The sequence below is a fragment of the Pseudomonas sp. NFX5 genome, from assembly GCF_049132125.1.
GTDB classification, from domain to species: domain Bacteria; phylum Pseudomonadota; class Gammaproteobacteria; order Pseudomonadales; family Pseudomonadaceae; genus Aquipseudomonas; species Aquipseudomonas marginalis.
This window is the reverse complement of sequence record NZ_JAFMZG010000028.1, coordinates 300809-320746: the sequence shown is the minus strand read 5'-3', so window position 1 is coordinate 320746 and position 19938 is coordinate 300809. Positions and strand designations below refer to the sequence as shown.

18 protein-coding genes are annotated in these 19938 nt (G+C 62.6%); 12 read left to right on the top strand and 6 right to left on the bottom strand.

The genetic code is table 11. The features are described from left to right. Window positions 1-23 precede the first annotated feature (23 nt). From J1N02_RS18595 to J1N02_RS18575, 5 genes are all read left to right on the top strand, one after another. Window positions 24-1475 carry a mannose-1-phosphate guanylyltransferase/mannose-6-phosphate isomerase gene (locus tag J1N02_RS18595; RefSeq protein WP_027604735.1) on the top strand — a complete coding sequence of 484 codons (1452 nt, stop codon included), beginning with the start codon at window positions 24-26 and terminating at the stop codon, window positions 1473-1475. Between the two features lie 263 nt (window positions 1476-1738). Further along, complete coding sequence (locus J1N02_RS18590; protein WP_027604736.1) at window positions 1739-2203, top strand: hypothetical protein; 465 nt, start codon at window positions 1739-1741, stop codon at window positions 2201-2203. A gap of 14 nt (window positions 2204-2217) precedes the next feature. Beyond that, window positions 2218-3030, top strand: coding sequence for an SDR family oxidoreductase (locus J1N02_RS18585; RefSeq protein ID WP_405126201.1), 813 nt, complete (start codon window positions 2218-2220; stop codon window positions 3028-3030). After that, window positions 3031-3444 carry a DUF4440 domain-containing protein gene (locus tag J1N02_RS18580; protein WP_065924239.1) on the top strand — a complete coding sequence of 138 codons (414 nt, stop codon included), beginning with the start codon at window positions 3031-3033 and terminating at the stop codon, window positions 3442-3444. A gap of 136 nt (window positions 3445-3580) precedes the next feature. Further along, window positions 3581-4933 carry a hypothetical protein gene (locus tag J1N02_RS18575; protein ID WP_421147558.1) on the top strand — a complete coding sequence of 451 codons (1353 nt, stop codon included), beginning with the start codon at window positions 3581-3583 and terminating at the stop codon, window positions 4931-4933. Here the strand turns inward: J1N02_RS18575 and J1N02_RS18570 are convergent. From J1N02_RS18570 to J1N02_RS18555, 4 genes are read right to left on the bottom strand one after another with little or no spacing between them, the layout of a single operon-like run. Next, a complete protein-coding gene (locus J1N02_RS18570; RefSeq protein WP_027604740.1) occupies window positions 4874-5740 on the bottom strand; it encodes an HlyD family secretion protein in 867 nt (288 codons plus the stop codon). The genes J1N02_RS18575 and J1N02_RS18570 overlap by 60 nt on opposite strands. Before the next feature lie 10 nt (window positions 5741-5750). Next, window positions 5751-5951, bottom strand: coding sequence for a DUF1656 domain-containing protein (locus J1N02_RS18565; RefSeq protein WP_027604741.1), 201 nt, complete (start codon window positions 5949-5951; stop codon window positions 5751-5753). Then, window positions 5941-8118 (bottom strand): FUSC family protein, encoded by a 2178-nt coding sequence (locus J1N02_RS18560; RefSeq protein WP_421147557.1) that lies wholly within the window; start codon window positions 8116-8118, stop codon window positions 5941-5943. Before J1N02_RS18560 ends, J1N02_RS18565 begins: the two co-directional genes overlap by 11 nt. A gap of 10 nt (window positions 8119-8128) precedes the next feature. Continuing rightward, window positions 8129-9664, bottom strand: a complete 1536-nt coding sequence (locus tag J1N02_RS18555) for an efflux transporter outer membrane subunit (protein WP_421147556.1) — start codon at window positions 9662-9664, stop codon at window positions 8129-8131. A gap of 183 nt (window positions 9665-9847) precedes the next feature. On the opposite strand from J1N02_RS18555, the gene J1N02_RS18550 reads away from it, so the two are divergent. The 5 genes from J1N02_RS18550 to J1N02_RS18530 all read left to right on the top strand — a co-directional run bounded on the left by J1N02_RS18550 (window position 9848) and on the right by J1N02_RS18530 (window position 14243). After that, entirely contained in the window at window positions 9848-10816 is a 969-nt protein-coding gene (locus J1N02_RS18550) for a LysR family transcriptional regulator (RefSeq protein ID WP_027604744.1), read from the top strand. A gap of 112 nt (window positions 10817-10928) precedes the next feature. Next, window positions 10929-11903 (top strand): 2-hydroxyacid dehydrogenase, encoded by a 975-nt coding sequence (locus tag J1N02_RS18545; protein WP_098480355.1) that lies wholly within the window; start codon window positions 10929-10931, stop codon window positions 11901-11903. A gap of 99 nt (window positions 11904-12002) precedes the next feature. Then, window positions 12003-12905, top strand: a complete 903-nt coding sequence (locus J1N02_RS18540) for a chemotaxis protein CheV (RefSeq protein ID WP_027604746.1) — start codon at window positions 12003-12005, stop codon at window positions 12903-12905. Between the two features lie 3 nt (window positions 12906-12908). Continuing rightward, entirely contained in the window at window positions 12909-13391 is a 483-nt protein-coding gene (locus J1N02_RS18535; protein ID WP_065938570.1) for a GNAT family N-acetyltransferase, read from the top strand. A gap of 108 nt (window positions 13392-13499) precedes the next feature. Then, entirely contained in the window at window positions 13500-14243 is a 744-nt protein-coding gene (locus tag J1N02_RS18530) for a YkgJ family cysteine cluster protein (protein ID WP_027604748.1), read from the top strand. Window positions 14244-14260: 17 nt separating this feature from the next. Here J1N02_RS18530 and J1N02_RS18525 read toward each other — a convergent pair whose 3' ends face one another. Together J1N02_RS18525 and J1N02_RS18520 are read right to left on the bottom strand one after the other, a co-directional pair. Then, a complete protein-coding gene (locus tag J1N02_RS18525) occupies window positions 14261-15043 on the bottom strand; it encodes a transporter substrate-binding domain-containing protein (protein WP_421147555.1) in 783 nt (260 codons plus the stop codon). A 166-nt stretch (window positions 15044-15209) separates the two neighbouring features. Then, complete coding sequence (locus tag J1N02_RS18520; protein WP_027604750.1) at window positions 15210-15443, bottom strand: hypothetical protein; 234 nt, start codon at window positions 15441-15443, stop codon at window positions 15210-15212. A gap of 213 nt (window positions 15444-15656) precedes the next feature. On the opposite strand from J1N02_RS18520, the gene J1N02_RS18515 reads away from it, so the two are divergent. Beyond that, window positions 15657-16823: an efflux RND transporter periplasmic adaptor subunit gene (locus J1N02_RS18515; protein ID WP_098480357.1), complete on the top strand. Its 1167-nt coding sequence runs from the start codon at window positions 15657-15659 to the stop codon at window positions 16821-16823. Continuing rightward, window positions 16820-19915: a multidrug efflux RND transporter permease subunit gene (locus tag J1N02_RS18510; protein ID WP_421147554.1), complete on the top strand. Its 3096-nt coding sequence runs from the start codon at window positions 16820-16822 to the stop codon at window positions 19913-19915. Before J1N02_RS18515 ends, J1N02_RS18510 begins: the two co-directional genes overlap by 4 nt. Window positions 19916-19938 lie beyond the last annotated feature (23 nt).

The following is a 19938-nucleotide window of genomic DNA, read 5'->3' as shown; positions in this document are numbered from 1 at the left end:
CAAATTGATTCAAGGAGAAACACATGATCCCAGTAATCCTTTCCGGTGGTAGCGGCTCACGTCTTTGGCCGCTTTCCCGCAAACAGTTCCCCAAACAATTCCTGGCCCTGACCGGCGAGCACACGCTGTTCCAGCAAACCCTGGAACGCCTGGTGTTCGAAGGCATGGACTCCCCGATCGTGGTCTGCAACAAGGACCATCGCTTCATCGTCAACGAGCAACTGGCCAACCGTAAACTGGAGTGCCAACGCATCCTGATGGAACCCTTCGGCCGCAACACCGCGCCGGCCGTGGCCCTCACCGCGATGATGCTGGTCAACGAAGGCCGTGACGAACTGATGCTGGTGCTGCCGGCCGACCACGTGATCGACGACCAGAAAGCCCTGCAACGCGCCCTGGCCCTGGCCACCGTGGCCGCCGAGCGTGGCGAGATGGTGCTATTCGGCGTGCCGGCGACCCGTCCGGAAACCGGCTACGGCTACATCAAGTCCACCAACGATTCGCTGCTGCCCGAAGGCGTGAGCCGCGTACAGCAGTTCGTGGAAAAACCCGATGAAAAACGCGCCGTCGAATTCGTCAAAAGCGGCGGTTACTTCTGGAACAGCGGCATGTTCCTGTTCCGCGCCAGCCGCTTCCTGGAAGAGCTGAAAAAGCACGATCCGGACATCTACGACACCTGCGTGCTGACCCTGGAGCGCAGCCAGCAAGACGCCGATACCGTGACCTTCGACGAAGCCACTTTCGCCTGCTGCCCGGACAACTCCATCGACTACGCCGTGATGGAAAAAACCCAGCGCGCCTGCGTGGTGCCGTTGAGCGCCGGCTGGAGCGACGTGGGTTGCTGGGCTTCGCTGTGGGCGGTCAACGATAAAGACGCCAACGGCAACGTCACCAAGGGCGACGTGGTGATCCAGGACAGCAAGAACTGCATGATCCACGGCAACGGCAAGCTGGTGTCGGTAATCGGCCTGGAAAACATCGTGGTGGTGGAAACCAAGGACGCGATGATGATTGCCCACAAGGACAAGGTCCAGGGCGTCAAGCAGATGGTCAACACCCTCAACGAACAGGGCCGCAGCGAAACCCAGAACCACTGCGAAGTCTATCGTCCGTGGGGCTCCTACGACTCGGTGGACATGGGCGGCCGCTTCCAGGTCAAGCACATCTCGGTCAAGCCGGGCGCGTGCCTGTCGTTGCAGATGCACCACCACCGCGCCGAACACTGGATCGTGGTCAGCGGCACCGCCGAAGTCACCTGTGACGAGAACGTGTTCCTGCTCTGCGAGAACCAGTCCACCTACATCCCGATCGCCTCGGTGCACCGCCTGCGCAACCCGGGCAAGATCCCGTTGGAGATCATCGAAGTGCAATCGGGCAGCTACCTGGGCGAAGACGATATCGAGCGCTTCGAAGATATCTACGGGCGCTCGACGCCGGTTGAACGTGGCGTGTCGGTGAAAACTATCGCGCAGTAAAACAGTCGTACAAGAAGCCCTCGCCCAGCCCATTGCGTCCCCTATCCGCAGTGGGTTGGGTGGGGGCTTTTTGTTTGGGATTTACGCTGGCTGGGCGGGCCTCATCGGGGGCAAGCCCCCTCCCACCTTTGATCTGCGAATACATTCAAATGTGGGAGGGGGCTTGCCCCCGATGAGGCCGGCACACCCACCACAGCACTCAAGGTAGCCAATCCCACCTACGCTTAAGTTAGGATGCTCGTTCCCTACTCGAGGTGGTCTCCATGTTCTTCGGCGTTCTACTGATCATCACCTGGCTGATCCTCCTGCTGCGCTACCCGGCCAAGGCATTGCCGGTGTCGTTGGCCGCTGCCGTCGGCCTGGGTCTTGTCGCGGTGTGGGTGGTGTGGCTGGACAACCGCGAAGCCTCGCAACTGGCGCGCCTTGAACTGCGCATCACCTACGCCCCGCAGGAATGCCCGGCTGACCGCCCGCTCAAGCTGACCCTGAACAACGGCAACGACGTCCCCCTCACCGAACTGCGCTGGCGCGTCGCCGCCTATGCGCCGGGCGATACGGTCAACCTGGCCGACAACGTCTACGCCGCCCCGCGCTATCGTGGGCCCGGCGAGTTGCAGGCCGGCGCCACTTGGGACGACTGCCTGCCCACCCCGCCCCTGCGCCCCGGCTACCGCGCGCAAACCCTGGAATTTCGCGCCGAGCATCTGCAAGGCAGCTTCTCGGACTGACAAAGGACTGATCCATGCCCAACGTACTCATCACCGGTTGCTCCAGCGGTATTGGCCGCGCCCTGGCCGAGGCCTTCAAATCCGCCGGTTTCGACGTGTGGGCCAGCGCCCGCCGCCCGCAAGACGTCACCGCCCTCGCCGCTGCGGGTTTCAATGCCGTCGAACTCGACGTCAACGACAGTGCCGCTTTACAGCGCCTGGCCGAACAACTGGGAGAGCTGGATGTACTGATCAACAACGCCGGCTACGGCGCCATGGGCCCGCTGCTCGATGGCGGCACCGAGGCGATGCAGCGCCAGTTCGAGACCAACGTATTTTCCATCGTCGGCGTGACCCAGGCGCTGTTCCCGGCCCTGCGCAGGCGCAAAGGGCTGGTGGTGAATATCGGCAGCGTTTCCGGCGTGCTGGTCACGCCGTTTGCCGGCGCCTACTGCGCGTCCAAGGCGGCGGTGCATGCATTGAGTGATGCACTGCGCATGGAGCTGGCACCATTTGGGGTGAGGGTGATGGAAGTCCAGCCCGGCGCCATCAATACGAGTTTTGCCAAAAACGCCGGCGCCCAGGCCGAGCTGTTAATCAACGAAAAATCGCCGTGGTGGCCGTTGCGCGAGGGCATTCGCGCACGCAGCCAGGCCTCTCAGGACAAGCCCACCCCGGCCGGCGTGTTTGCAGCGGATGTGCTCAAGGCGGTGCAACAACCACAGCCGCCGCGCCTGTTGCGCTCGGGCAATGGCAGCCGGGCGTTGCCGTTGATGGCCGCGTTGTTGCCCAAGGGATTATTGGAAGCCGTGTTGAAAAAACGCTTTGGTTTGAATGGGAGTTTGTAAATGATCGACTACAGCGATTTTTTTGAAGAAGTGATCCAGACCCACGTCGAGATCGAGCAATGGTTTGCCGGGGTTGCGCCGGAAGGCACCCTGCAAAGCCTGCTTGCGCGCTTCTCCCCCGAGTTCAGCATGATCGCCCCCGCCACCGGCACACGCGTCAATGCAGCCGGGGTCAACGCGCTGTTCACTCGCCTGGGTGGTATGCGCCCGGGGTTGAAGATCACCTTGAGTGAAATGGCTGGGATTGACCGGCATGCGCGCGGCGCAACGGTGACTTATCGCGAGCATCAGATCGATGCCAGCGGCACGCAGACAGATCGCCGCGCCACGGTGGTGTTTGAAAAGCAGGCCAGCGGTGCGTTGCTGTGGCGTCATCTGCATGAGACTTTTGTGCCTCAGGCGCGCAGCCAATAATGGCCAACTAGCACCTGTCAGATTTGACAGTAGACGCGGTATCACACCAAGACCAGACTGAAAACGTCGCCGGGTTTGAGCACACGTTGTATCCAGGGGGCAGACTTTCCTCTCCAACCAAAGAAGGGATGCGTTGATGCGTAAGTCAAAAAAACCCTCAAAGACGCAACCCGGCACGCTGGATCCCGACTTCGGTATTGGAGGGGTGCAAGCCCTGGAAAAAATTCTCGAAGATCATGGTGATCTGAACGTTCGCTTTCGCTTCGGAGGACTTGCAACCGCGAAGGATGGCAAGCTTTTGTTCAGCGCCAGCGTGTATAGAAACCACGACGACCAGTACCTATACGGCTTGGGCCGCCTGAACGCCGACGGCAGCCTGGATAAATCGTTTGGAACGAACGGGCTGGTCATCGGTGATTTTTTACCCTCGCTGCCGGCCGGTGGTTCAAGGCTGGCCGTACAATCGGCCGGCAACATCCTGATGCTGGGCTGGACATGGCGCAGTGCATCCAATGGCTGGGCGAACTTGGTGATTGCACGTTTCAACAGCGAAGGTGAGCCCGACACGAATTTTGCCGAGCAAGGGCGGTGCATTCTGCCCACCAAGGACTACGAAGAACTCATAGGAGAATCAGCGACAGTACACGTCCAGAGTGACGGACGTATTTTAGTGAGCGCCAACTATGTAGCCCACGACAATCAGGACCAGACAGTGGGTGTGCTGTTTCGCCTGCAGCCCAATGGTGCACTGGACGAAAGCTTCAACAAAACTGGCAGGCTGGAGTTCAAACTTGCCGGCTCCAATGTGGCCACGGCGGTCAACGCGTGTATCAGCCAGGGCAGTGATCACAAAATAGTGTTTGTTGGACATGCCCGGTTTATCCCCACCCTCAAGACCGCCCTGTTTGCCCGCCTCAACCCTGACGGCAGCCCGGACGCCGGCTTTGGCAGTCCCAAGACGCCGGGGTTTCATCCCATGGACAGTATCAAGGATCACACCACCTTCAACGCTCTGACCGAGCGCGCGGACAACAGTCTTGTTGGCGCCGGCCAAATTGGGCAGGGCGGCGCCGAAAGCACAAAAGGTCTCATGCAGGCGATTACCCCAAACGGCGCCGTGCACCAACTGTTCAACAACGGTAAACCCCTGGTCAGCCAATTCGACAGCAACCACGACAATGGCTGGCAATGCATCATGCAAACCAGCACAGGCAACCTGGTGACGGCGTCAACCGGCAACTGGATCTACATCGCTCAATTCAAAACCCACGGCGTGCTGGATCTGGCCTTCAACAACCAGGGTTACAACGACATGCAGTCCGAACCCAGATCCCCCCCTGTGCTGCTGACCGAACGGGGTGACCAGCGAATCATTGCCGGTGCGAACGTCTCGGGTATCGATGATAAGGGTGTAGGCCAGCTAAGGTGCTTATTCGGCCAGGGGCACGCTATCGACAATCACCGTGCAGGTAATCCCCGCCGCCAATAACACCCCCTGCGGCACTTCATCAATATGAATCCGCACCGGCACCCGCTGGGCCAGGCGCACCCAGTTGAAGGTCGGATTCACATCGGCGATCAGCTCGCGACTCTCCGGGTTGTCGCGGTCGTAGATGCCGCGCGAGATGCTTTCTACGTGCCCCTTCAATGTCTCGCCGCTCATCAGTTGCATGTCAGCTTTGTCACCGACTTTCACATGGGGCAGTTTGGTTTCTTCGAAGAAGCCATAGACCCAGAACGAGTTCATATCCACCACGGCCATCTTGGCTTCGCCGATGCGTGCGTAGTCGCCGCGATGCACGTTGAGGTTGGTGACGTAGCCGTCCACTGCCGCCACGACCTGGGTGCGTTTCAAGTTGAGTTCGGCCGCTTCGAGTTGTGCCAGTGCGTGCTGGTAATCCGCCAGGGCCGAGTCGGCGATGTTGCTGGCGTCGTCGCGGTTTTCCCTGGAGATCACCAGGGCGTCGAGGTCGGCGCGGCGGTGGGCGTTGACCTTGCGCATTTCCCAGGTGGCTTTGCGCGAGGCGACCAGGGATTGCGCCTGTTTGACGGCGATGCGGTAGTGCTCGGGGTCGATCTGCATCAGCAGGTCGCCCTTTTTCACCAACTGGTTATCGCGCACGGGCACGTCGACCACTTCACCGGTGACGTCGGCGGCCACGTTGATGATGTCGGCGCGCACGCGGCCGTCGCGGGTCCACGGCGTTTGCATGTAGTGCACCCACAACGTGCGGCCAATCCAGATCGCCAAGGCCAGTACCAGCAAGGTCGCGAGCAGGCTGAAAAACTTTTTCATCGGGGCATTCTCAACGGTAGACGGTCAGCGCCAGGGCGCCGAACAGGCAAACGAACAGGCTCAGGCGCAGCAGCGCCGGGTGCCAGAAAAACCGGTACAGGTCGAAGCCGGCCAGGAAGCGGTCCAGGGCCCAGGCCAACGCGGCCGCGATCAGGAACATCAGGGTCATGGTCGGCATATAGATGCCGTGGAATGCGATTTCACGAGGCATTCGGGGTTCCTTTGAGGGCCGCCAGCGGTGATTGCGGGTCCAGCAACGAGGTGCGGATAAAGTGCAGGTAGCTTTTCACCCGGCGCAGGGCCGAGGTATCGAAGTGCGGGGCGAAGGGTTCGTCGGTGGCCTGCACGCGGCTGATCGCGTGGTCGACGGCGATCAGGCCACGCTCCAGGTTGCTGGCGCTGGGTTGCAGGAACAGGCGCACCAACGAGCGGCCCATGACCCGGATCGCCTGGCGCCACGGCTGGGACTCGGCATAGGCCGGGTGTACCGGCAGGATCGCCTGTTCCTTGCGCAACTCGATGATCGCGTGGCCGACTTCCAGCACCACGAACATCCAGCGCAGCAGGTCGCGTTGCACTTGCGGCTGGCCGACAGCGAGGCCATAGGCCTGGTGCAGCAGGTCTCGGGTGCGACTTTCGAAACTCGATGCCAGCCCCTTGAGCTTGCCGCTGATGGCATACACCACCTGCTCGCGCAGGTCCTGCTCCAGGCGGCGCCACAGCCAGCGGCTGTTGGGCGGCAGGATGATCGCCCCTGCCGCCGCGCACACCAGCATGCCAATGATCATGGCGATGTAGTCGTTGATAAAGGTGTAGGGGTTGTAGACCGTGAGGTTGTCCGGCACCGAACCGGTGCTGAAGAAAATCAGCAGGCCCACGCCCACACCGGCGTATTGCGGGCGTGAGGCGAGGAACGCGCCGAGGATGATCACCGGGGCGAGCATCACGCATAGCAGCGGGAAGCCGTCGATCCACGGGAACACGAAGAACATTTCCACAAAGCCCACCAACGCGCCGATCAAGGTGCCGCAGGCCATCTGGAACGCCATGCGCTTGGGATTGGGCGTGGCGGCGGACAGGCCGACGGTGGCAGCGGCGATCAGGGTCATGGTGGCGCCGCTGGGCCAGGCCGTGGCCACCCAGTAACTGCCCAGCACAATCAGGATGAACGACGCGCGAATCCCCGAGGCGGCACAGGCCAGCCAGTTGGTCTTGGGGCTGAAGGCTTCGTCCCATTGCTCCCGTGCATGGCTGTGATCGGCCAGGGACGCATGGGTTTGCGCGTAGTTGTGCAGGTCATCGACGAAGCGGTAGAGCAGTTCATAAGCGGTGTGAAAATCCAGCTGTTCGGCCTCACTCGGGTTGCCCTCCTGGAAGGTCGCACGCAGGCTGCGGACTTTGGCGGGCAGGCTGTCCTTGTAGGCGCTGAGCTGGTTGACCAGGCGCGCGGCGTCGGGGCTGGTGAGGGCGCGGCCGGAGAAGCCGTCGAGGACTTCGGCGAGGTCCTGCAGGCCCGGCTTGATCGCCGCCACCACGTGATCCGCGGCGTCCGTGCGCAGGCGTTCGAGCAACTGGTGCAAGGCATTGAAGCGGGTGGTGATGCTCATGAACTCGCTGTTGAGGCGGCTGAGCCGACCGTTGCGCCGGCGCATATGCGGGTCTTCGAACACCGTGAGGCTGCGCAGACCTTCCAGGCCCACGGCCTCGGCGATAAAGCGCACATTGCTGGCCTCGAACCCTTCGCGCTGGCTACGCCCGCGCAGGCCGTCGGTGACGAACAGCGCGAACACGCCAAAGCGCTGATAGAGCGCGTTGCGCATCGCGGCGCTGGAGGTCTGCGGCAGGATCGCCGTGCTGACCAGGGTGGAACACAGGATCCCCAGGGAGATTTCCAGCACCCGCCACACCGCCGCCATAAAGGCGCCGTCCGGATGGGCCAGGGCCGGCAGGCCGACCATCGCCGCCGTATAACCCGCGAGTACAAACCCGTAGGCGCGAAAGTTACGGTTGCGTGTCGCGCCAGCGGTGCAAATGCCGACCCAGATCGCCAGCGCCCCGAGGAACAACTCGGTGTTCTGCGCAAATAACGCGATCAACACCACCATCACCGCCGACCCCGCCAGGGTGCCGAGGAAGCGATAGAAGCTCTTGGCGAACACCTGGCCGCTCTGGGGTTGCATCACGATAAATACGGTGATCATCGCGGTACGTGGTTGCGGCAGTTCCAGGCGCATGGCCAGCCACAGCGTGAGGAACGCGGCGATCAGCACCTTGAAGATGTACACCCAGGTCACGCCGTCGCTGCGTGCCCAGTCGAAAAAACCACGGCGCCACTCAAGGGAATGCAGCCAGCGCAGCGGTGCAGGCAAGGGAGTCATCAAATCCTACTCAGTGATCAAACACGGCAAGCGCCGCCGGGGTCTTGCTCGGGAGGGTCCTGGCGTCCTGCGGTACGTCTTTGCCGGCGTCGAGGCCGCCACCCAGTGCGGTCACCAGTTCGGCATGGGCGCCAAGCCGCGCGGCCTGGACCTGCTGCTCGACCTGTTGCTGGCGAAACAGCAGGGTCTGGGCGTTGAGCACATTGAGGTAATCGGTGAGGCCGCGCTGGTAGGCGATCATCGCGATATCGTAGGTCTTCTGCGCCGAGGCCACCGACTGCGCCGCAAATGAGGCTTGCTTGTCCATGGACTCGCGGCGGATCAACTGGTCGCTGATGCCCTTGAGCGCATTGACCAGGGTCTGGTTGTAGCGCGCCACGGCGATGTCATAGCCGGCGCTGGCTTCCCCCAGCTCGGCACGCAGGCGGCCGCCGTCAAAGATCGGCAAGGTGATGGCCGGGCCGACGTTGTAGTTGAATTTCTTGCCGGCGAGAAACGCCAGCATGCCGCCGCCGGTGGCCATGTAGCCGAGGCTGCCGACCAGGTCGACGTTGGGGTAGAAACCGGCGTGGGCAACATCGATGCCACGGGCTTGCGCCGCGACCTGCCAACGGCTGGCAACCACATCCGGGCGCTGGCCGAGCAATTGCGCGGGCAGGCTCGAGGGCAGTTTCAGTGGTGCGGCAAGGGACAGCGTCGGACGCTGTAACGTGGCCCCCTCCCCCGGGCCTTTACCGGCGAGCGCCGCCAACTGGTTGCGACTCAGGGCGATTTCCTCGTCCAGGGCATCCAACTGGCGATGGGTTTCCGGCAGCGGCGTTTCGGCCTGGCTCACGTCGAAATGGGTGCCGATCCCGGCGTCCAGGCGTTTGTTGGCCAAGTCGAGGATCTGCTGTTGCTGGGCCAGGGTCGCCACGACGATATCGCGGTTGGCGTAATGCAACGACAGCTGGATATAGGCGCGCACCACGTTGTTCTGCAGTTCAAGCTGGGCCTGGCGGGCTTCGGCGGCGCTCATGTGGGCCAGGTCGACGGCACGCTCGGTGGCGTTGCTTTCGCGACCCCACAGGTCGAGGGCGTAGCTCAACCCCAGGGACGCATTGTTGTCCCAGGTGTTGGCACCGCTCAATTCCCCCGGGCCGTAGAACTGATCCTTGGGCCAATTGTGGCGTTTGAGGGTGGTATCAGCGTTGATCTGCAGTGACTCGGCCGACTCGGCAACCCCGGCCATGGCCCGCGCTTCCCGCACCCGCGCGGCCGCCATGGCCATGCTCGGGCTGTTTTGGGTGGCGAGTTCGACCCAGCGGTTGAGCTGGGGGTCGCCGTAGGCCTGCCACCATTGTGCGGTGGGCCAATGGGCGTCCTGGGCGGCGCTGCGGATCGCTTCGTCGGTGGCCAGGGTAGTGGCGTTTAGGGGCTGGCCTTGGGGGGCGATTCCTCCGGTTCCGATGCAGCCGCTGATTGCTAACGATAAAGCGCAAACACTGAGAGCCTTCAGCGCTCGGTTAATGAGAGTCTTCAGCTCTCTGCTGATGCGACGCGGCACGGCGAACGAATTCCTGAGGTGGTATTGCGGGGAGAGGTGGCGCAATTCTAGGCGGCGCCATGGAGGGCGATAAGCTGGCATTCCTGTGAATCTTTGTTACCGTTCAAGCGATAATCCGTTGGTAGGGATCACTGGACGGCGTAACTTTCTGTCACAATTTGGCATCTCCCCTGAGAACTCTCCATGGACACTTTGCAAAACATGCGCGCCTTCAGTTGCGTGGCCGAAGCCGGCAGCTTCACCGCCGCCGCCGCGCAACTGGATACAACCACCGCCAACGTCTCGCGCGCGGTCTCCAATCTTGAGGCCCACCTGCAAACCCGCTTGCTCAACCGCACCACCCGCCGCATTGCCCTCACCGAGGCTGGTAAACGCTACCTGCTGCGTTGCGAGCAGATCCTGGCCTACGTCGAAGAAGCCGAGGCCGAAGCCAGCGACGCCCACGCCCGCCCCGCCGGACAGCTGAAAGTGCACACCATGACCGGCATCGGCCAGCACTTCGTCATCGACGCGATCGCCCGCTACCGCCGCACCCACCCGGACGTGACCTTCGACCTGACCCTGGCCAACCGCGTGCCGGACCTGTTGGACGAGGGCTACGACGTATCCATCGTGCTGGCCAGCGAGCTGCCGGACTCGGGCTTCGTCTCCCAGCGCCTGGGCATCACCTACAGCATCGCCTGCGCCTCGCCGGACTACGTCAAGGCCAAGGGCTGCGCGCAACGGCCCCAGGATTTGCTCAACCACGCCTGCCTGCGCCTGGTCAGCCCGGTGATCCAGTTGGACAAGTGGACCTTCAACGGCCCCGAAGGCCAGGAAAGCGTGGCGATCAATACGTCGCCGTTCCTGGTCAACTCCGCCGACGCGATGAAAACCGCGATCACCAGCGGCATGGGCGTCGGCCTGTTGCCGGTGTATGCGGCCATCGAAGGCCTGCGCAACGGCACATTGGTGCGGGTCATGCCCACCTATCGTTCCCAGGAGTTGAACCTGTACGCCATCTACCCGTCGCGCCAGTACCTGGATGCGAAGATCAAGACCTGGGTGGAATACCTGCGCGGCTCGTTGCCGGAGATCCTGGCGGCGCACCAGGCGGAGCTGGTGGCGTATGAGTTGAGCGGCAGCCTCAGCGGTGCACGGCTGGCGAACTGATTTCTACCAGGCGATACAAGTCTTTAAATGTGGGAGGGGCGGTGTCCTGACAATTGCCGGCAGGAATGTTAGCGTGCTTGGCATTCTTCCGTAGTCGATGAGCCCGCCTGCAATGAAAAAGACCGTCCTCGCCTTCAGCCGTGTCACCCCGCAAATGATCGAACGCCTGCAACAGGATTTCGACGTGATTGCGCCCAACCCCAAGCTGGGCGATATCAACACTCAATTCAATGAAGCCCTGCCCCACGCCCACGGTTTGATCGGCGTGGGTCGCAAGCTGGGCCGCGCGCAGCTCGAAGGCGCGAGCAAGCTGGAGGTGGTGTCCAGCGTGTCGGTGGGCTACGACAACTACGATGTGCCGTACTTCAACGAGCGCGGGATCATGCTCACCAACACCCCGGACGTACTGACCGAAAGCACCGCCGACCTGGCCTTCGCCCTGCTGATGAGCAGCGCGCGCCGAGTGGCCGAGCTGGACGCCTGGACCAAGGCTGGCCAGTGGAAAGCCAGCGTCGGCGCGCCGCTGTTTGGCTGTGACGTGCATGGCAAGACCCTCGGTATCGTTGGCATGGGCAATATCGGCGCGGCCGTGGCCCGGCGTGGGCGCCTGGGCTTCAATATGCCGATCCTGTACAGCGGCAACAGCCGCAAGGCCGCGCTGGAACAGGAACTGGGCGCGCAGTTCCGCAGCCTGGACCAACTGCTGGCCGAGGCGGATTTCGTCTGCCTGGTGGTGCCGTTGAGCGACAAGACCCGTCACCTGATCAGCGCCCGCGAGTTGGGGCTGATGAAGTCCAGCGCGATCCTGATCAATATCTCCCGTGGCCCGGTGGTGGACGAACCGGCGTTGATCCAGGCCCTGCAAAACCACACCATTCGCGGTGCCGGCCTGGATGTGTATGAGCAGGAGCCGTTGGCCGAGTCGCCGCTGTTCCAGTTGAGCAACGCGGTGACCCTGCCGCACATCGGCTCGGCGACCCATGAAACCCGCGAAGCCATGGCCAACCGCGCGTTGGACAACCTGCGCAGCGCCCTGCTCGGCCAGCGCCCGCAGGACCTGGTGAACCCGCAGGTGTGGAAGGGCTGACACGGGCCCAGCCCGACACAAAATCGGGTTAAAGCCTGGCTCTCCCGAGTCGATAACCTTCAATAGAAGTTCGTCATCCCTGATCCACAGAAGGTTTTTATGTCCACCACCAAAGCCCGCGCAGACTCACTCTCGCTTCTGCTCTTTACCTTGCGCAGCGGCAAGCTGATGGCCATCAACCTGCTGAAAGTCAGCGAGATCATCCCTTGCCCGCCGCTGACCAAGCTGCCGGAGTCCCATCCCCACGTCAAAGGCATCGCCACCCTGCGTGGCAATTCGTTGGCGGTGATCGACCTGAGTCGCGCCCTGGGGGAAATGCCCCTGGAAGACCCGAACGGCGGCTGCCTGATCGTCACCGACGTGAGCCGTTCCAAGCAGGGCCTGCATGTGCAGGCCGTGAGCAAGATCGTGCACTGCCTGACCACCGATATTCGTCCACCGCCCTACGGCTCCGGCGGCAACCGTGCGTTCATCACCGGGGTGACCCAGGTGGAAGGCGGCCTGGTGCAGGTGCTGGACATCGAAAAAGTCATCCACGGCATCGCCCCGGCGCCGATTGAAGCGGCGCCTACCGACCTGACCATGGAAGAGGCGGAAGTGCTCGGCAATGCGCGGATCCTGGTGGTGGATGACAGCCAGGTCGCCTTGCAACAGTCGGTGCACACCCTGCGCAACCTCGGCCTGACCTGCCACACCGCGCGCAGCGCCAAGGAGGCCATCGATGTGCTGCTGGAACTGCAAGGCACCGCCGCGCAGATCAATGTGGTGGTGTCGGACATCGAGATGTCCGAAATGGACGGTTATGCCCTGACCCGTACCCTGCGTGAAACCCCGGACTTCCAGGATCTCTACGTACTGCTGCATACCTCCCTGGACAGCGCGATGAACAGCGAAAAGGCGCGCCTGGCCGGTGCCAACGCGGTGCTGACCAAGTTCTCCTCGCCCGAACTGACCAAGTGCCTGGTGGTCGCCGCCCAGACCGTGGCGCAACAGGGGCTGTAACCGGTGGCGGAGTATTTCCAACTGCTGCGCCGCGACCTCACCGGCAGCCTGCCTGCACCGCAATGGCCGGCCCATACACAGTTGGATCACTACCGCGACGAGCTGGCCCCGGCGATCCATGCGGTGCTGCGCATGACCCAGGAGCAAGGGGGTGGCCGCGTTCCCCATCTGCACGCCTGGCAGCATCTGTTCGTCAGCGACGCCGAATTCGACCCCACGCTGTGCCTGGTGGCCAGCAATGGCGATGGCATTCTCGGCGTGGCGCAGTGCTGGACCAGCGCGTTTATCAAGAACCTGTCCGTGCATCCTTGCGCTCAAGGCCAAGGCCTGGGCCGCGCGTTGTTGCTGCACTGCTTCCAGGTGTTCAAGCAGCGTGGCGAACCCTATGTCGACCTCAAGGTGCTGGAGAGCAACCGGCGCGCCCGACAACTGTACGAAAGCGCGGGCATGGTCTTTGTGCTGCGGGATGTGGTCGCCGACGACTGACAGGCGCTGGCGCATAACTTGCTTCCAGAGCAGCACAACGGTGGATAGAGGTAAAAACCCGTCACTGTTCCTGCGTGCCCTCTGACCTAGCCTGGTGACAGATCCGCCATGAACACCCATTTTTCCTGCGTCGGTTGCGGCAAATGCTGCAGCGATCATCACGTCCCCCTGACCCTGCAAGAAGCCCGCCAATGGGCGGCTGACGGCGGTAACGTCATCGTTCTGGTGGAGGGTTTCCTGAGCAATGGCCTGGGCCTGCCTCAACTGCAGCGCGAACATGCCGAGCGCCGTTCGGTGGTGGTGCCCAGCGGCAACACCGAGGCGTTTGTGGCAATCACCTTTGCCGCCTACAACGCCGGGCGCTGCCGGAATCTTGACGCAGACAACCGATGCCGCATCTACGAGCGCCGCCCGTTGGTGTGCCGCATCTACCCGATGGAGATCAACCCCCATATCCCGCTCAACCCCGCCGCCAAGGATTGCCCGCCGGAATCCTGGGAACAGGGCCCGGCGTTGATCGTCGGGGGTGAATTGATGGACCCGGAGCTGGTGGAACTGATCCAACGCTCGCGCCAGGCCGACCGAGACGATGTGCAGACCAAGGAGGCGGTGTGCGCCTTGCTGGGCATCCGCACCACGGCCCTCAAGGGTGATGGGTTTACCGCGTACCTGCCGGACATGGGCGCGTTTGCCCAGGCGATTGAGCTGGCGGTGGACCGGCCGGCCGTGGCCAATGAGTGGGTGTTTCATGTATCGGGGATGGATATCGCCGAACAGTTGCTGGATGCCGGCGCGCAGATTGCCACCGAGGTGCCGGCCAACTATGCGTTTATCTCGCTGCGGGCGGCGTAGACCTTGAAGGCCGCCGATCAGTGCTCTGCAGGAACGGCGTCAAGGCGGTAGGGCTGGATGATCCGCTGGTACTCGCCGCTCTGCTTCAGTTGTTCAAGGGCGCAGTTGAGTTCGTTGCGCAATGCGGTGTCAGGTTTGCGCACCGCGATGGCCACACCATCGCCCAAAAGCTCGGACGAAATGGCAGGGCCGACGAAGTCGAAATCGTGGCCGTCTTCGGTGTCGAGCAAGGCTTCACGAATTTCTACCGTGCCTTGCAGGGTCGCATCAATCTCGCCGGTTTTAAGGCTGCTGACCAATTCATTGTTGAGCCAGAAACTCTTGACGATGACGCCATTCGGCGCCCACATCGAGCGGGCAAACGCCTCACGGCTACTTCCCAGCAACACGCCGATACGCTTGCCCTTGAGCGACTTTACCCGCGGCTGCAAGTTGGACATCCGGCGCGCCACCAGGCGCGTGGTGAAGGGGTAGAGGTTATCGGTGAAGCCCACCCAGCGTTGTCGTTGCGACGTCGGCGCTATCCCCATGATCGCGTCGAACTTCCTGGCTTCAAGGGAGATGAAATCTTCGGCAAGCACCTGGTCGACCCAGATGCAGCGTGCATTCAACTGCACGCACAGGGCGTTGCCCAACTCGATATTCAAGCCGACCAACTGCCCTTGCGGGTCGCGGCTCTGGAACGGGGGGAACTGTGCAGCAACGGCGAAACGGATTTCACGCTGCGGTGGATCATCGGCCGCAGAGGCATCCACCGCAAGCAACAGGGCAAACACTACACAGATGTGTATCAGAGCCAAGGGAGACGTCCTTTTCCGGAAAGACCAGCATCGCCCTGCTTCCCCCTGAAATCACAGGGGCAGAGCAAAGGCTGTGCAAGCTTTCAAGAAACGGTCGTAGGCCTACAATCAGAAATTTCAGCAGAGGCTGTAGGCAATAATCGACACGATGTGCGACTTGTTAATCTCAGCGTTTACCCATCGAACGACGAGTACCCGGCGGTGCCATGCCTGGCGACTTGGTATGGCCGTTCTTGGCGCCGTTTTTGTACCACGGTTGGGCCGCATTCCTGGCCCCAGCCAGCTCACCCGGCTTGAACGGAAACTTGAACGCCGGGATCTCGGCTTTTTCAACGCCTTCGGCGCTGGCCGGATCGACGATGTCGGTCGCTTCAACAGGGGGTTGTGTCGGGGAAGTCATGAAAGCTCCGGGGCGTGCAAAAAATGATGCGGGGCCGGCTTGCGGGCCACACTGGCGCGCAGTATACCTGCGAGCTTCAGATCTTTAACCACCACCGGTACGAATGGTCGGAGTTTGCTGACAGCGCTGTCAGTTAGCCGTCACCGTGCTGACCGGGTTGAAGGGCTATAAAGACCGCTCACTCTCCCCATCCTTTGCCCCGGCGCCTCACCCATGCACATTCAACGAAAAACTGCCCTGATCGTGGGTGTCCTCGTGGTCGTGGCGGTTGCAGCCTGGGCGCTGACCCGCCCAGCCAAGGCCAGACTGGCAGCACCCACCGCGATCCCGGTGCGGGTGGTGAGCGTAGCGCAGCAGGACATTCCACGCTTTGTCAGCGGCATCGGTACGGTGTTGTCCCTGCACAGTGTGGTCATTCGCCCGCAGGTCGACGGCATTCTCACCCAATTGCCGGTCAAGGAAGGCCAGTGGGTCAAGGCCGGTGACCTACTGGCCAGAATCGATGATCGCTCGATCCGCGCCAGTCTCGACCAGGCCAGGGCGCAACTGGGCGAAAGCCAGGCGCAGTTGCAGGTGGCGCTGGTCAACCTCAAGCGCTACAAGGAATTGAGCGTCGACGACGGCGTATCCAAGCAGACCTACGACCAGCAACAAGCCCTGGTCAACCAGCTCAAGGCCACCGTCCAAGGTAACCAGGCCGCCATCGATGCAGCCCAGGTCCAGCTGTCCTACACCCAGATTCGCTCACCGGTCAGTGGCCGCGTCGGTATTCGCAATGTGGATGAAGGCAACTTCCTGCGCACCAGCGATACCCAGGGCCTGTTCTCCGTGACCCAGATCGACCCGATTGCCGTTGAGTTCTCTTTGCCGCAACAGATGCTGCCGACCCTGCAAGGCCTGATCGCCGCGCCTGCCAAGGCCAGCGTCGACGCCTACCTGGGTGCCGACACCGACGGCCAGACCGGTGACCTGCTCGGCGAAGGCCACTTGAGCCTGATCGACAACCAGATCAGCTCCACCACCGGCACCCTGCGCGCCAAGGCCGAGTTCAACAACGCCTTGCAACGCCTGTGGCCGGGGCAACTGGTGACCATCAAGATCCAGACCGCCCTCGACAAAAATGCCTTGGTGGTGCCGCCGACCGTGGTGCAACGCGGCCTGGATTCGCACTTCGTGTACCGGGTCAACGGTGACAAGGTCGACGTGGTGCCGGTGCAAGTCACCTATCAAAACAGCGATATCAACATCATCAAGGGCGTGCAGGCCGGTGATCTACTGGTCAGTGATGGCCAGTCGCGGCTCAAGGCCGGTGCCCAGGTGGAGGTGCTCAAGGAACCCCCGCAGGTGATCCAGACCGTCGATGCCAAGGTGCAGCCATGAACGGCAGCCGTTCGCCCTCGGCCTGGTGCGTCGACCACCCGGTCGCCACCCTGTTGTTGACCTTCGCCCTGGTGCTGCTCGGGATCATTGCCTTTCCGCGCCTGGCCATCGCGCCACTGCCGGAGGCGGAATTTCCGACGATCCAGGTCACCGCACAATTGCCTGGCGCCAGCCCGGACACCATGGCCTCCTCGGTGGCGACGCCGCTGGAAGTGCAGTTCAGCGCCATCCCCGGCATGACCCAGATGACCTCCAGCAGTGCCTTGGGCTCAAGCATGTTGACCCTGCAATTCACCCTCGACAAGAGCATCGACACCGCCGCGCAGGAAGTGCAGGCAGCGATCAACACCGCATCCGGCAAGCTGCCCAGCGACATGCCGAGCCTGCCCACCTGGAAGAAGGTCAACCCGGCGGACAGCCCGGTACTGATCCTCAGTGTCAGCTCCGACAGCATGCCCAGCACCGAGTTGAGCGACTATGTGGAAACCCTGCTGGCGCGGCAGATCAGCCAGATCGACGGCGTCGGCCAGATCAACATTACCGGCCAGCAGCGCCCGGCGATCCGCGTGCAGGCGTCCCCCGACAAACTCGCGGCCATCGGCCTGACCCTGGCCGATATCCGCCTGGCCATCCAGCAATCGAGCCTCAACCTGGCCAAGGGTGCGATCTACGGCGAGAACAGCGTGTCGACCCTGTCGACCAACGACCAGCTGTTTCACCCGGAGGACTACGCCCGACTGATCGTGTCCTACAAGGATGGCGCCCCCGTTCAACTGCGCGATATCGCCAAAGTCATCAACGGTTCGGAAAACGCCTACGTGCAGGCCTGGTCCGGCGACACTCCGGGGGTCAACCTGGTGATCTCGCGCCAGCCCGGCGCCAACATTGTCGAGACGGTGGACCGCATCCAGGCCGAACTGCCGCGCCTACAAGGCATGCTGCCGGCTTCGGTGCAGGTCAGCGTATTGACCGACCGCACCAAGACCATCCGCGCGTCCCTGCATGAAGTGGAAGTCACCCTGCTGATCGCCATCCTGCTGGTGGTGGCGGTGATGGCGCTGTTCCTGCGCCAGTTGTCGGCGACGCTGATTGTGTCCAGCGTGCTCGGCGTGTCGCTGGTCGCCAGTTTTGCCCTGATGTACCTGATGGGCTTCAGCCTGAACAACCTCACACTGGTGGCGATCGTGATCGCCGTGGGCTTTGTGGTCGACGATGCCATCGTGGTGGTGGAGAACATTCACCGCCACCTCGAAGCGGGGCTCGACAAGCGCGAAGCGGCGATCAAGGGCGCCGGCGAGATTGGCTTTACCGTGGTGTCCATCAGCTTCTCGCTGGTGGCGGCGTTTATTCCGCTGCTGTTCATGGGCGGTGTGGTCGGACGGTTGTTCAAGGAGTTCGCGCTGACGGCCACTTCGACCATCCTGATTTCGGTGGTGGTCTCCTTGACCCTGGCACCGACATTGGCCGCGCTGTTCATGCGCGCCCCGACCCATCCGGCCCACGACAAACCCGGCTTCAGCGAACGCCTGCTGGCCGGCTACGCGCGCAACCTGCGTCGCGCGCTGGCCCATCAGCGCAGCATGGCCGCGCTATTCGTGGTGACCCTGGCCCTGGCCGTGGCCGGCTACGTGTTTATCCCCAAGGGCTTCTTTCCGGTACAGGACACCGGTTTTGTGCTCGGCACCAGTGAGGCGGCGGCGGATGTGTCGTACCCGGACATGGTCGCCAAGCACAAGGCCCTGGCCGAGATCGTCAAGGATGACCCGGCGGTGCAGGCTTTTTCCCATTCGGTGGGGGTGACCGGCAGCAACCAGACCATCGCCAACGGGCGCTTCTGGATCGCCTTGAAAGACCGCGGTGATCGCGACGTGTCCGCCAGCCAGTTCATCGACCGCATCCGGCCCAAGCTCGCGAAAGTGCCGGGCATCGTGCTGTACCTGCGCGCGGGCCAGGACATCAACCTCAGCTCCGGCCCCAGCCGTGCCCAGTACCAGTACGTGCTCAAGAGCAACGACGGCCCGACACTCAACACCTGGACCCAGCGCCTGACCGAAAAACTGCGCGCCAACCCGGCGTTTCGCGACCTGTCCAACGACCTGCAACTGGGCGGCAGCATCACCCATATCAGCATTGATCGCCAGGCCGCCGCGCGCTTTGGCCTGACCGCCACCGATGTCGACCAGGCGCTCTACGACGCCTTCGGCCAGCGCCAGATCAACGAGTTCCAGACCGAGATCAACCAGTACCAGGTGGTGCTGGAGCTGGACAGCCAACAGCGCGGCAAGGCCGAAAGCCTGAACTACTTCTACCTGCGCTCGCCACTGACCAATGAGATGGTGCCGTTGTCGGCAGTGGCCAAGGTCGACCCACCGACCGTGGGGCCTCTGTCCATCAGCCATGACGGCATGTTCCCCGCCGCCAACCTGTCGTTCAACCTGGCACCCGGTGTGGCGCTGGGTGACGCGGTGATCATGCTCAACCAGGCCAAGAATGAAATCGGCATGCCGACCACCATCATCGGCAACTTCCAGGGCGCGGCCCAGGCGTTCCAGAGTTCGCTGGCCAGCCAGCCGTGGCTGATCCTCGCGGCGCTGGTGGCGGTCTACATCATTCTGGGTGTGTTGTATGAGAGCTTCGTGCACCCGCTGACGATTATCTCCACCTTGCCCTCGGCGGGGCTGGGCGCGCTTATCATGCTGTCGCTGATGGGCCAGGACTTTTCGATCATGGCGCTGATCGGCCTGGTGTTGCTGATCGGCATCGTGAAGAAGAACGGCATCCTGATGATCGACTTTGCCCTGGACGCCCAGCGGGTGCGCGGGCTACCGCCGGAGGAGGCGATCTATGAAGCCTGCATCACGCGGTTCCGGCCGATCATCATGACCACCCTCGCCGCCCTGCTGGGCGCGGTACCGCTGATGCTCGGCGCCGGCCCTGGCGCGGAAATGCGCCAGCCCCTGGGCATCGCGGTAGTCGGCGGCTTGCTGGTGAGCCAGGCGCTGACGCTGTTCACCACACCGGTCATATACTTGTACCTTGAGAAATTTTTCCACCGGCCCAAACCAGCGGCTGAGCTGGCAACCACACATTGAGGCCAAGGCACCGTCCTGGAGCA

Coding starts and splice junctions, on each gene's coding strand:
- J1N02_RS18595 (WP_027604735.1), top strand. CDS start 24: ATGATCCCAGTAATCCTTTCCGGTGGTAGCGGCTCACGTCTTTGGCCG.
- J1N02_RS18590 (WP_027604736.1), top strand. CDS start 1,739: ATGTTCTTCGGCGTTCTACTGATCATCACCTGGCTGATCCTCCTGCTG.
- J1N02_RS18585 (WP_405126201.1), top strand. CDS start 2,218: ATGCCCAACGTACTCATCACCGGTTGCTCCAGCGGTATTGGCCGCGCC.
- J1N02_RS18580 (WP_065924239.1), top strand. CDS start 3,031: ATGATCGACTACAGCGATTTTTTTGAAGAAGTGATCCAGACCCACGTC.
- J1N02_RS18575 (WP_421147558.1), top strand. CDS start 3,581: ATGCGTAAGTCAAAAAAACCCTCAAAGACGCAACCCGGCACGCTGGAT.
- J1N02_RS18570 (WP_027604740.1), bottom strand. CDS start 5,740: ATGAAAAAGTTTTTCAGCCTGCTCGCGACCTTGCTGGTACTGGCCTTG.
- J1N02_RS18565 (WP_027604741.1), bottom strand. CDS start 5,951: ATGCCTCGTGAAATCGCATTCCACGGCATCTATATGCCGACCATGACC.
- J1N02_RS18560 (WP_421147557.1), bottom strand. CDS start 8,118: ATGACTCCCTTGCCTGCACCGCTGCGCTGGCTGCATTCCCTTGAGTGG.
- J1N02_RS18550 (WP_027604744.1), top strand. CDS start 9,848: ATGGACACTTTGCAAAACATGCGCGCCTTCAGTTGCGTGGCCGAAGCC.
- J1N02_RS18545 (WP_098480355.1), top strand. CDS start 10,929: ATGAAAAAGACCGTCCTCGCCTTCAGCCGTGTCACCCCGCAAATGATC.
- J1N02_RS18540 (WP_027604746.1), top strand. CDS start 12,003: ATGTCCACCACCAAAGCCCGCGCAGACTCACTCTCGCTTCTGCTCTTT.
- J1N02_RS18530 (WP_027604748.1), top strand. CDS start 13,500: ATGAACACCCATTTTTCCTGCGTCGGTTGCGGCAAATGCTGCAGCGAT.
- J1N02_RS18520 (WP_027604750.1), bottom strand. CDS start 15,443: ATGACTTCCCCGACACAACCCCCTGTTGAAGCGACCGACATCGTCGAT.
- J1N02_RS18515 (WP_098480357.1), top strand. CDS start 15,657: ATGCACATTCAACGAAAAACTGCCCTGATCGTGGGTGTCCTCGTGGTC.
- J1N02_RS18510 (WP_421147554.1), top strand. CDS start 16,820: ATGAACGGCAGCCGTTCGCCCTCGGCCTGGTGCGTCGACCACCCGGTC.